Raw genomic sequence first — 13,054 nt, 5'->3', positions numbered from 1 at the left:
AAATCTAGGAGGTTTTTTTATTATTTATCCAAATACAACTTGTCATAAAAAGTATATACCCATTCTGGTTTATAGATAATCAGCATGGTAATCGTCATGCCATTAAACATCGCCTCAGGGAATAGCATTAAAGTAGTCAACAATAAGTAATTATTTTCAATTATCTGCCAGCTATAGACATCATCAAAATAAAAATAGCCGCTGAATGCCAACATCTTTAGCCCAATAGCTAATGCACCAGGGAAAAATGCACAAAGAAATATATAGGTAAATATGTGGCGGGGTAATTTGTGAAAGGTCAGGCTATAAATACCGTATGTGATTGCAATGGGGGCAAAAACACCTAATAAAAAATTAACCCCTAACATATCGATATTTTCTTTACCGAATACTGTTATTCCCAATAAAGCTAAAGTGGCGCTAAAAATAGCCCAACGAAAACCCAATAATAAGGACAATGCAGTTAGCCATAAAAAGTTTACATTGAGCCCATCATAGATGCCCGTTCGAAACATCCACAAAGTAAACACACAAGCCGCGCTTCCAAATACAAGATGCTGGCATTTTTTGTCTGATATCAATCGAGAAAAAATAAGTTTTTTACTGACAAAAAAACATATGACTAAGCTGATTAACCCTGAAATTGCTTGAATGTTGGTAAAGTATGACGTTTGTTCCAAAGTTATTTATCCATCTGTTATTTAAATACTGACCAAATAGGAGCATGGTCAGAAGGTTTTTCAATACCTCTTAACTCATAATCTACATCCGCTTCTTTTAACCTTGCATGCAACGTTGAGGTGGTTAGAATCAAATCTATGCGTAAGCCCCTGTTGTCGTTAAAACCTTTTGAGCGATAGTCAAACCAACTATATTTTTCCGACTCTTGCGGATACATATCGCGGAAGCCATCAGTAAAACCCCAGTCGATTAAAGTATTTAACCATTCACGCTCTTCGGGTAAAAAACTACATTTTTTAGTCTGTAACCAACGTTTACGATTGGGTTCACCGATGCCGATATCCAAATCGGTATGTGAAACATTCACATCACCCATCACAATCACGTTTTCTTCGGGAGTATGATACTCGTTTAAATAACCCATCAAGTCTTGGTAATACTTTCGTTTAGCGGGATATTTAGTTTCGTGATTTTGGCTTTCACCTTGTGGGAAATAACCATTCAATACCCGCACCGTTTCGCCATTTTCCATGGGGTAACTCACCATGATCATGCGGCGCTGCGCTTCTTCATCATCTGTTGGAAAGCCGTATTGTACTTCTAATGCAGGCTTTTTACACATCATCGCCACACCGTAGTGGCCTTTTTGCCCATGAAAATAGACGTGATAACCCATGGCTTCAACATCAGCAATAGGGAACTGGTCGTTATGTACTTTGATTTCCTGAAGGCCAATAATATCTGGCTGATGTTTGTCGATTAACGCTTGTAATTGATGCAAACGTGCGCGTATACCATTAATGTTAAAAGAAACGATTTTCATTGAGAGGATCCAAAGGAAATAATATAAAAGGTTGGCAATTGGTCGTTACCACTATTACTTATGATATCAAGAACTGTGGTTCAGCTAAACAGTCATTTAGCCAAATCTCTGAGGAATATGCCTTTGTTGTTTGTGTGGGGGGCGTTGATAATTTTTTCTATCGATGTCGGGTAAGGTTATGGGTGCATGCTTTATGAGATGATAATCAATTTGAGACAATAGATGAGCAATGCAATTGAGTCTGGCCGCTTTTTTGTCATCAGCATCAACTACAAACCAAGGGCTATGATCGGTGTCGGTGTGTTCAAACATGGCGTCTTTGGCTTGGGAGTATTCAACCCACTTGGTACGAGAAGCAAGATCCATATCAGAAAACTTCCAACGTTTTCGGGGATTAGTCAGCCGTTCAGAAAAACGTTTTTCCTGCTCTTCGTCAGATACTGAAAACCAATATTTGATCAGGGTAATACCTGACTTTATTAAGGTATCTTCGAAGGCGGGACATGTACTCAAAAATTCTTGGTATTCTTTTTCTGTGCAAAATCCCATGACCTTCTCTACACCTGCACGGTTGTACCAACTGCGATCAAACAGCACAATTTCGCCTGCAGCAGGAAGATGAGCAACGTATCGTTGAAAATACCACTGGGTGGTTTCTCTTTCAGTAGGTTTAGTTAAGGCTACAATACGCACAACTCTGGGATTGAGCTTAGCGGTGATTGTTTTGATTGCACCGCCTTTACCTGCGGCATCTCTGCCTTCAAAAAGCACGACGACTTTTTGACCCGTTTTTTGAACTGATTCTTGCAAATGGGCCAGTTCAATTTGTATCTTGGCTAAGTGTTTTACGTATTTAGTTTTTTTCATCTTTTCATCCTTTTATCATTCATTTTTTCACTTGTTTCAATAAATATCTGTTAAAAAATAATTTTAAAATTATAGACTTTGATAGACTAAAACCCACCATTCTTAGCCTCAAGAAACATACTTTATTTATGCTGTATCTGGTTCAGTCAAACAAAATGGAATGCTTAGCGGATAGTTTAATCAGTTGTTTGCAAGAAACTGCAGGGTGCGGGCCGCTAGGGCACGGACCGTCGGTATTTGAGTCAGATCAAATATTGGTACAAAGCCCGGGGATGTCGCAGTGGTTAAAGATCCAAATAGCTGAAAAACTGGGTATTGCGGCGAATATCGACTTTCCTCTGCCATCAAGTTTTATTTGGCAGTTGTACCAACAACATATCCAACACTTACCTGAACAATCGGCCTTTACCAAGCCCAATATGACATGGAAACTGATGTCGATATTGCCCACTATGCTTGAGCAACCTGAGTTTGCGGCAATAGAACAGTATTTAAAAGATTCACAGCCTCTTAAGTTATATCAATTAGCCGGTAAAATTGCGGATGTGTATGACCAATATTTGGTTTACCGACCCGACTGGATCATCCATTGGGAAGCTGGCCATAATGACCTTCCTGATACGAATGATGTAAGTATTTGTGCGTCTCATCCATGGCAGCCCATTTTATGGCGCGCTTTGGTCACCAATAGCAAAGATTTGGGTGAGTCACCTTTTCATAGAGCCAATTTACATCACACTTTACTTGAAGCCTTACATGATCCAGTGAATCAAAAAAGCACGACTGAAGCGGAAAAACCTCTCATGGTTTTCGGTATTTCAGCCATGCCAATGCAGCAACTAGAAGTACTCAGTGCTTTGGCTGAAACACGGGATGTGTTGATATTTTGGTTTAATCCTAGTCAGCATTATTGGGGCGATATAGTAGATAAAAAAACCCAGGCTAAAGCCCAACTTAAAGCGATAGATAATTCAGAACTGGCCGGAGTCGAGTTTTTAGATATAGGTAATCCACTGTTGGCTTCATGGGGCAAGTTAGGTCGAGATTACCAAGATATGTTGCTGAGCTTTGAATTGCAGCAACAAGACTACTTTGTTGATATTCACCCAGAGTGTCTGCTGCAGCATATTCAATCAGATGTGAATCAATTACAGTTTAGAGCGACAGCAGATGAACTAGACGCCAGCGAGTTATTATCCAACGGTAAAGAGTATCCTAAAGTTGAAATTACGCCAACAGACCGTTCTTTACAAATCCATGCATGTCACTCCAAAGTACGTGAGCTAGAAATTTTGCACGACCAATTGCTCAAGCGTTTCAATGACAACCCCGATTGGCATCCCGGTGATGTGATTGTGATGATGCCCGACGTTGCCACTTATGCGCCTTTTATCGAAGGGGTGTTTGGTGCTGTAGAACATCATTTAGCTATTCCTTATGCCATATCTGATCGCAATGTGGGTCAGGTATCACCATTATTGAGCAGCTTTTTACAATTGATGAAATTGCATCAAAGCCGCTTAACGTTATCTGAAGTATTGTCACTACTTGAAGTACCCGCGGTGCAGCGCAAATTTGCCATCGACCCACAAGAATTTGAACTATTACAACATTGGTTAACCGATGCGGGTGTGCGCTGGGGCTGGAACGACCATGATAAACAGCGCTGGGATTTACCGGCAGAAAAACAAAACACTTGGGTGTTTGGTTTACAGCGATTGTTAGCCGGTTATGCGATGGCAAGCACCGAGTTGTACCAAGGTGATCAAGACTTAATTTCGGCTTATGCTGACATTGAAGGCCAGCAAGCCGTGGCTTTAGGTAAGTGTTATCAGTTTACTAGTGCACTATTAAAGGTATTGGCGTTTTGCCAAAATCAACAAATTAATCAACAAAATAATCAACAAAACATACAGCAAAAAGTCGAGCAAGCCCTCGAATTGTTAGCTGAGCTGTATGATGCCGATGAAACAGAACAAGCCGACATGCTTATCCTTCGAGAAACCCTCGAAAAAATGTTAGTCCACAGTCATCAATATACACAACAGATTGATCAAGATGTGTTTGTCAGTGAGCTACAGCAAAATATTCAGGAAAATGGGGTAGGCCAGCGATTTTTAGCGGGTTATGTGAATTTTTGTACATTAATGCCTATGCGTAGTATTCCCTTTAAAATGGTGTGTTTGTTAGGCATGAACGATAGCGATTATCCTCGTCAAAGTGTGCCTATGGGGTTTGACCTGATGCGTTTGGCTCCTGCTAAACGTGGCGACAGGTCACGTAGGTTAGACGACCGATACTTGTTTTTAGAAGCGGTGTTGTCGGCCAGAGAGCAACTGTATTTTAGTTATCAAGGTTTTAGCCAAAAAGACAATAGCCCTTTAGCACCCTCTATTTTGCTCAGTGAGTTAATGGAATATTGCCAACAAGGGTTTTGTTTGTCAGGGGAGTTAGGTTTAGACGTCGAGCAAACCGAAAAAAACCTGCTGGCCCATTTAACGATTAAACATAAATTACAGCCTTTTGATCAGGTTTATTTTAAGGTTAAGGGCAAAGTTAAGAGCCTGGTCGCCCAAGCTCACAACAAACCTGAGTCTTATATAAGCTTTAACAAAAAACAACAAGCCATTGCCGAGCAGTTGCAACAACCCTCACAAGCGTTGATGTTTAATGCTGAGCCTTTGACTCAGTCCTTAGAGCAATCTACTCAACTTGAACTTGAGGCTATGATCCAGTTCTTCCAAAACCCCGCCAAAGCGTTTTTTATCCAGCGATGGCAAACCCGTTTTTATCCATTAGGGCAGCAAAGTAGTGATGAAGAACCTTTCTCATTTGATGGTTTAGATAGATATAAATTAAACGAAAGATTAGTACAGCATTCTCTTGCTTCGAGCCTTGATGGCACTTCTGAGCTGGTTATCAACGAAGAAAATGTTGAAAATGTAAAGATTAAAGAAAGTGAAAAAAAAGCTACTTTAGCAAACCAAGAGATAGAACAACCCAGTACTATCATTAGCTTATTGAACGAACTCAGAGCAGAAGGCAAGTTGCCCGCAGGACAAAGCGGAGAATTAGCGCTTAGACCTTTGGTGAAACAAAGCACGCAACTAGCCGAACAAATTAATGATCTCAATACATCGCTCACCCCAGCGCAAAGTGTTGATATTGAGTTGTTGGTTAATAATGTGGTTCTAGTCGGGCGTGTTGACAGCCTGTATGCGCAAAACTTAATACTCTGGCGCGCAGGTAAACTTAGGGCTAAAGATCGTATTGCTTTGTATTTACAATGGTTATGTTTGTGCGCTGATGCACCCAAGGTTGGACTCAATCAAGCACATTTTATCAGTACTGAAAAATTGTATTCATTACCTGTGATTGAGAAACAAACAGCCCTACAACAACTGGCTATTTGGCTTGAACATTGGCAGCTAGGTGGCGATCAAATACTCCATTTTTACCCAGAAGCCGCTTGGCAATGGGCAACGAGTCAGGACATAAACAAAACCTTGAGCACATTTAAAGGCAATGACTTTGCGACAGGCGAGGGTACCGAAGCCCACATTCAGAGAGTTTGCCCAGACTTAGCCCTGCGTTTTGAACCTTTCAGCCAAATAGCAGAGGCGTTACTTTTGCCTCTTGTTGAATTAGGTGATGCAAAATGAGCCTTACTCCAATTCTTGATGGTGCGCTTAATTCCAATGACATCGCCCCATCGGCCGCCATGCAACCTCTTGATACGTTCTCTTTCCCTTTGTATGGCGCTTCGTTGATTGAAGCCAGTGCTGGCACAGGCAAAACCTATACCATCGTTAATTTGTATATTCGTTTGTTACTTGGCCATGGCTGCGAACCTTTGGGAGTCGAGCAGATATTAGTGGTGACCTTCACCAATGCCGCCACAGGAGAATTAAAAGAGCGTATTCGCCAGCGTTTACGTAAAGCCTATTTAGACTTTTTTGCTAGGGCCAGCAAAGACATTTTTATTCAGCAACTTATTGAGCAAAGTGACAACGTTGAACTCGATTGTCAGCGTTTAGCCTTAGCCAGTAAACAGATGGACGAGGCTGCGGTGTATACCATTCACGGCTTTTGTCACAAAGCCCTCACCGAGCACGCTTTTGAAAGTGGTGCTATGTATGAGCAGAGTTTCATATTAGATGAAAGTGAATGGCTGAAAATAGCTGCTGAGGATTATTGGCGTAAACATGTGGTGACTTTGCCACAACACACCTTACAGCTATTGCTAAAACATTGGGCGACACCTGATGCCATGATTAAAGGTATTGGTCGCTTGCTTAGTCAGCATGCCACGCCACATCAAACAAAAGATATTGATTCGGCTATCAAAAGTGTGGATCAATATGCCCAGCAGGTAACCAAGCTTAAACGTTGGTGGTTATCAAATGACGTTAGCCTACAACTTAGCAAGGCTAATCTGAATGGCCGGGCTAAATTGGGCAAGTTACCCACACTACAAGATATGCAGGCATTTTGTAAAAGTGACTTATTACAAATAGATTTTGACAAAACGGGCTGGCAGCTGTTCTCCCCTGAACAAATAGCGAAGGCGGCTAAAAAAGGCAGTGAGGACTTATCCCATTTAGATTTTAGTCAGTTTGAACAATTACAAAGTATGCTGTTACGTTGCCAACAAAACTTAATCTTAGCGTTTAGCCAACACGCGATGTCGGTGGTGTCGACTAATCTTAAATCTCATAAAGACATGTTACATTTGTTATCGCCTGATGACCTGTTAACGGGTTTGCAACGCGCTATAAGCCAACAAGCTGGCACAGATGACAATACGTTGGCTAACACCATTCGCCAAAACTACCCAGCGGCATTGATTGATGAATTTCAAGATACCGACCCAGTACAATTCGAGGTATTCCAAGGTATTTACGGCGCTTCTCAACAAGAGCCTGATTTGGGGCCTAGTGACAAGAATAGTGATGAGGATATTGACAATAATAGTGGTGAGAATAGTTTTGATAATAATTCCAAACTGAGTACCGAGATTAAGCATGGTGCTGATTTCAAGAACAACTCAAGTACCATTTCCAAGGATAGCTCAAGCACCATTTCCAAGGGTAGCTCAAGGCTGTCAACATCCTGTTGGATCATGATTGGTGATCCCAAACAGGCTATTTATGCGTTTCGTGGCGCAGATATTTTTACCTATATCAAAGCCAAAGAGTGGGTGAATAATAAGCGGCATTTTACCCTAGCCACTAATTGGCGTTCAGCGCCGAAACTCGTCAATGGCATTAACCAATTATTTGAAAACAGCCGCAAAGGTTTTCTATTTGAACAAAGTATTCCTTTTTACCCCGTAAAAGCAGGGCAAGATTTTGATGGGTTAACTGTGCAGGGTAAGGTAGTTGAAAGTTTGGACTTTCAACATTTATGCAGCAGCGAAAACTTACCTATTTCAGCCAGCGATGCGTCTAATCAGCTAGCCATAGCCACGGCTAATCAAATATCTCATTGGTTGCAGCTAGCCCAAACAGACCAAGCACAGATCAAAAACCGGGCTATTACTGCTGGAGATTGCTGTGTTTTAGTGCGTAATCGTAATGAAGCGCAAGTGATTAAACATGCCTTGTCAGCGGTGAATGTGGCCAGTGTGTTTTTGGCCCGTAAAAGTGTGTTTGCCACCCAGATTGCAGCCGACGTATTGAGATTACTCAAAGCCCTTAGCCAACCTACAGATGAAAGACTATTAAAAGCAGCCTTGATGAGTGAGTTGTTTACGTTTAACGCCCAGCAGCTAGATACTTTATTTAACGACGAATCGAGCTGGCAAGATGTGTTAGAACAACGTTTTTATTGGCATCAAACCTGGCAAAAACGCGGTTTGATCCGCGCCATAAACCAAGTGCTACAGCACTTTGATGTCGAACAAGGTTTGATTAAACATCAACCCGATGGCTTAAGGCGCGTGACTGATTTACGCCATTTAACCGAGTTGTTACAACAACAAAGTTTACAGTTGGTAGGCGAAGCGCAGCTCATTCACTGGTTTGAAAGCTGTTTGTTAGAGCCCGATCACAATAGCGACAATCAACAAATGCGTCTAGAAAGTGACGCCAATTTAGTACAGATTATTACCTTGCATTCATCAAAGGGACTGGAATTTCCGTTAGTGTTCATCCCTTTCGCCAGCAGTTATAAAACAGCGCAACAGGCTCTGTATCACAATGATGAACAGCAGCTTGAAGTCGACTTTTTAATACAAGAACAAAATCTTCAAAAAGCAGATTTTGAGCGTTTGGCCGAAGATATCCGTTTGTTTTATGTGGCTGTCACCCGAGCCGTTTATTATTGCTCTATTGGTGTATGGAATATCAGCTTAGGCAAAAGCAAAAAAGTATCAGGCTTTGGTCAATCTGCTTTGGGTTGTTTGTTGATGTCGGCTAAAGATCAGCCTGATAGTCATTCACAAGACAATGCTGAAGTAGCCATTACCGACCAACATATCAGTCAGCGTATTCAAGCCTTGTCTGCTAAATGTGACTTGTCATATCGTCATTTTACTCAAGCGCAAAGCGAACCACCTCAAGGGCTTGTATCACAAGACAGTGATATCGAACTACCTAAACTCAAAGCTTTAAATCTAACAAGGCCAGTCAGCAGGGCATGGCGTTTAACCAGTTATTCAGCCATTAGTAGTCAGCAAGTGCACTTGGATATGCCTGCGCCGGGGCAAGATGAAGGCCAAGACCCAGTGTTTAATCAATTGTTAAATCAAGTGCAGGATGAAGCACTCACTGAGCAATCATCATTAAATTCTGAGCTGGCGCAAAACCCCTTTAGTTTTGAGCGCGGCGCCAATGCAGGTTCGTTTTTACACGGTGTATTAGAAAATATAGATCTGCAGAAACCAGAACAGTTGGCAGAGGTGATCACTCAACAATCCATTTGGTTTGGTATTGGAGAACAATGGCATGACTGCTTAGAAAACTGGTTAACAGATGTATTGCTTGCACCCTTTAATGTCGAAGCAGAAGCAGAACAAGTAACAGAAACTAACACCCAAACGCCCAGTATCAGTTTGTCTAAGTTATCTGCGAAACAAGTCAAAGTGGAAATGGAATTTCACATGCCTTTGCATGAAGTCAAGGTAAGCGACTTCAATCGCATCATCAATCAGTATTCCAAACAACATAAGCGTGACTACCAGTTTGAGCAACTTAACGGCATGATCAAAGGTTTTATCGACTTAATGTTTGAATTTGAAGGCAAGTTTTATGTCGCCGATTATAAATCCAACCACTTAGGTGATAGTTATGACAGCTACCACTATTCGGCTATGGAACAAGCGATGACAGGGCATGATTATCACTTACAAGCCATTCTCTATACATTGGCTCTGCATCGCTGGCTAAAATATAAATTACCTAATTATGATTATCACACTCATATAGGCGGTGCTTATTACTTATTTATAAGGGGCATGAGCCAAACAGAACCCGGTAACGGTGTATATTTTGTGCTGCCAGAAAAACCAATGATCGAAGCATTAGACGACTTGTTCTCCGGCAAACCATCATCAAAAACAGAACAGGGTAATAACAGCCTTGAGCCTCAAAAAGAACTTGAGCCTCAAAAAGAACTTGAGCCGAAAAACAGCCCTGAGCCCAATAACAGCCCTGAGCCCAAAGATAAAGCTGAGCCCAATAAAAATCCGCAACAACAAGGACAGTTAGACTTATGGTAAACCCCCTATGTTGATGCAAGTTCAAAACAACCCAGCCTTAAAAAACGGTCTTGAGCAATTGCTTAAAATGTCAAAAATACGTGCTATCGATATGGCATTTGCAGACTTTATTTACAGTGAAGAGTCGGCCCAAGATGCTTCAGACACGTCAGCTAGAGAATGCCTAACTATGCTGTCAGCTTTCGTGAGCGCCCAATCAGGTGAACAACACAGCTGTATTGATTTAGAAAAACTAGGTCAACCATTTTTAGGTGTATACCGTTTTCCAGAATTAAGCACGATGCTCAGTTATATTCAAAACGCAGGTACTTTCGCACGCTTGTCTACAACGGGTGTTAACTTAGATGAACCAACAGCAAAACCTATTATCCTTCAAGATGGCAAACTCTATTTGCAGCGATATTGGCAATATGAGTCGCAATTAGCCGCTATCATCAGAGAAAAAGCGACTAAAGTACTCGACTTGGATATAACGGCTGCAAAAGTTTTATTAAGTGATTTATTTGATGAAGAACATAATCATGCAGAACAAGGGCAAACCCTAGATTGGCAGAAAATAGCGGTATGTATCGCTGCCAGCCAAACACTCAGTTTTATAACAGGTGGACCCGGTACAGGTAAAACCACCACAGTCACAAAATTGTTAGCGTTATTACAAGGACTTGCCGCTAAAAAGGGAAACGTCCTCAACATACAATTGGTCGCGCCAACAGGCAAAGCCGCCGCTAGACTGACAGAATCTATCAGCGCAGCAAAAATAAAATTACCCACCGCTTTACAAGCAAACCTACCGGAACAATGCCAAACCATTCATCGTTTATTAGGTGCTAAACCACAGAGCCCGCATTTCAGAGCTAACGCCAATCACCCATTACATTTGGATGTACTGGTGCTTGATGAAGCATCAATGGTCGACTTACCTTTAATGGCAAAACTATTCGCCGCATTGCCAAAAAATGCGCAGATTATCTTGTTAGGCGATCAAGACCAACTCGCATCAGTAGAAACAGGCAGTGTGTTATCTGATATTTGCGCTGCCAGTGACTTACAAGGTGATAACCCCAACAAAGCTTTATTGATTTACAGCGATGCTATGCAGCAACACCTAACTAAGTTGATTTCTTTACCCACTTCAACGGCTATACCCAATTTGGAAACCAACACTTCAATAACCAAGCGAAGTGGTATACGAGGTAGTGTTATTCAAGATAATGTGGTGAGGTTACTTAAAAGCCATCGATTTGGTGAAAACAGCGGTATTGGCCAATTGGCCAAGCAAGTTAAAGTAGGGCAGGTTAATCAAAGTGTTAGTTTATTAAATGATGAACAATTCACTGATATTAACTGGCATCAACCTACACAAACTACACCGCAAACCGTAGCAAACGAAATATTAAAAACACTTATCACTCAACTGTTGCCGATTTACCAACAATACACCCAAGCCATTCAACAAGGTGACCTACGCCAAGCATTTAAATATTGGGATCAACAACAAGTATTATGCGCACAAAAAAGTGGATACTGGGGTGTTACGCAGTTAAATGCTTTGATTGAGAGCGAACTACACAAACAAGGCTTAATCGATAACACCAAAGATTTCTATATCGGCCGACCCGTCATGCTGTCGAAAAATGATCACCAGCTGAAGTTGTTTAATGGAGATGTAGGCATAGTGATGCCAGACCCTGACAATGCGGCTTTAACTAAAGTGTGGTTTGTTACGCCTGAGGGCGACTTGCGCGGATTACTACCTAGCCGATTGCCTAGTTTAGAGACGTTGTATGCGATGACGATCCATAAGAGTCAAGGGTCGGAATTTGAGTCGGTTTACTTATGTTTGCCACCTATTACGGCTAATAATCAAGGGCGAGGGTTGAATCGAGAATTGATTTATACGGGGTTAACTAGGGCGAAGAAGCAGTTTATGTTATTTGCTGAAGCTAAAGCGTTGAGTGTGAGTTTGGGGCAGCAGTGTGTGCGGGGGAGTGGTTTGGCTGGGCGGTTGTTGGGGTGAAAATTGATGCTCTTTTGTTTCTTAGACCCAAACCTTTGTATTGTGTAGTAGCAATCGCGATAGTTATTTTTATTAACTCTTTTTATTAACGCTTTAATAAACCCTGCATTGTACATAGTGTGTAATGGCTAATTATTTTTAAATGAATTATAACGAGTGTCTCGTTAATTGTTTGCCACGCCCGCCGCGAACAACGTTAACTTGTTAGTAGATATAGTGATTTTACATTATATGGCACTACAGGGTGAGCAAGGTAACTTTGCCAATATATTCCCACAAAATGGTTTGCTAGTGCGGTATTGATGGACCGTCTTACCGCGTTTGAGCCGATTGTTAATGGGGTAATTACTTAAAAATTGTGTTCAAAGCCTAGAAAGCGGACTCACTACAGAATTACCACCACGCTGCAAAATATGGGTGTAAATTTGTGTGGTGCGTAAGTCAGCATGGCCTAGTTGGTCTTGCACCGTGCGAATGTCTGCGCCTGATTGTAAGAGGTGAGTGGCGAACGAATGGCGCAAGGTGTGGGGTGTGACATGTTTTTGGATTTTTGCTTTACATGCGGCACTGCGAACACTTTTTTGTACCGTTGTTTCATCAATATGGTGTCTGCGCAGAAGTTTACTCTGGGGATCAATTGACAGTTTCATACTTGGAAACAGGTATTGCCAAGGTAAAGTTTTAATTGCGGTTTGATACTTAATCCTTAACCTATTAGGTAAATAAACACCCGCGTAATCAGGATGAGCGATATCAGAGTTTAAATATTGTTCAACCAAAACAATTTGACTACGCAGTGCTGGGTGAAGCTCAGGTGCCAAAGTGACAACTCTATGTTTGCCGCCTTTACCATTCCAAATTTTTAAGCATGAATAATCAAAATCAACATCTTTGACTCTCAGGCGCACAGCTTCCATTAATCTTAATCCACTTCCATAAAGTAGAG

At 41.5% G+C, this 13,054-nt stretch carries 7 protein-coding genes; 3 read left to right on the top strand and 4 right to left on the bottom strand.

Annotated elements, in window-relative coordinates:
• Positions 1 to 20: 20 nt before the first annotated feature.
• The 3 genes from QZ562_RS06825 to ppk2 all read right to left on the bottom strand — a co-directional run bounded on the left by QZ562_RS06825 (position 21) and on the right by ppk2 (position 2,371).
• Positions 21 to 680, bottom strand: a complete 660-nt coding sequence (locus QZ562_RS06825) for an energy-coupling factor ABC transporter permease (RefSeq protein ID WP_293758660.1) — start codon at positions 678 to 680, stop codon at positions 21 to 23.
• A gap of 17 nt (positions 681 to 697) precedes the next feature.
• Positions 698 to 1,504 (bottom strand): exodeoxyribonuclease III, encoded by an 807-nt coding sequence (xthA, locus tag QZ562_RS06820; protein ID WP_293758658.1) that lies wholly within the window; start codon positions 1,502 to 1,504, stop codon positions 698 to 700.
• A gap of 96 nt (positions 1,505 to 1,600) precedes the next feature.
• Positions 1,601 to 2,371: a polyphosphate kinase 2 gene (ppk2, locus tag QZ562_RS06815; protein ID WP_293758656.1), complete on the bottom strand. Its 771-nt coding sequence runs from the start codon at positions 2,369 to 2,371 to the stop codon at positions 1,601 to 1,603.
• A gap of 128 nt (positions 2,372 to 2,499) precedes the next feature.
• On the opposite strand from ppk2, the gene recC reads away from it, so the two are divergent.
• The 3 genes from recC to recD are packed head-to-tail and all read left to right on the top strand — an operon-like array spanning position 2,500 to position 12,108.
• The gene (gene recC, locus QZ562_RS06810; RefSeq protein ID WP_293758653.1) at positions 2,500 to 6,033 is read left to right on the top strand and encodes an exodeoxyribonuclease V subunit gamma; all 3,534 of its coding nucleotides are present in this window, start codon (positions 2,500 to 2,502) and stop codon (positions 6,031 to 6,033) included.
• A complete protein-coding gene (locus QZ562_RS06805) occupies positions 6,030 to 10,091 on the top strand; it encodes a UvrD-helicase domain-containing protein (protein WP_293758651.1) in 4,062 nt (1,353 codons plus the stop codon). The genes recC and QZ562_RS06805 overlap by 4 nt, the downstream gene beginning before the upstream one ends.
• Before the next feature lie 7 nt (positions 10,092 to 10,098).
• On the top strand, positions 10,099 to 12,108 hold the full coding sequence (recD, locus tag QZ562_RS06800; protein WP_293758649.1) for an exodeoxyribonuclease V subunit alpha: 2,010 nt from the start codon (positions 10,099 to 10,101) through the stop codon (positions 12,106 to 12,108).
• Positions 12,109 to 12,470: 362 nt separating this feature from the next.
• Here recD and QZ562_RS06790 read toward each other — a convergent pair.
• A partial coding sequence (locus QZ562_RS06790) for an integron integrase (RefSeq protein WP_293758645.1) occupies positions 12,471 to 13,054 on the bottom strand: 584 nt, incomplete at its 5' end.

The organism is uncultured Paraglaciecola sp., assembly GCF_913058035.1.
Taxonomy (GTDB): Bacteria; Pseudomonadota; Gammaproteobacteria; order Enterobacterales; family Alteromonadaceae; genus Paraglaciecola.
This window is presented reverse-complemented; position numbering and strand designations above follow the sequence as displayed.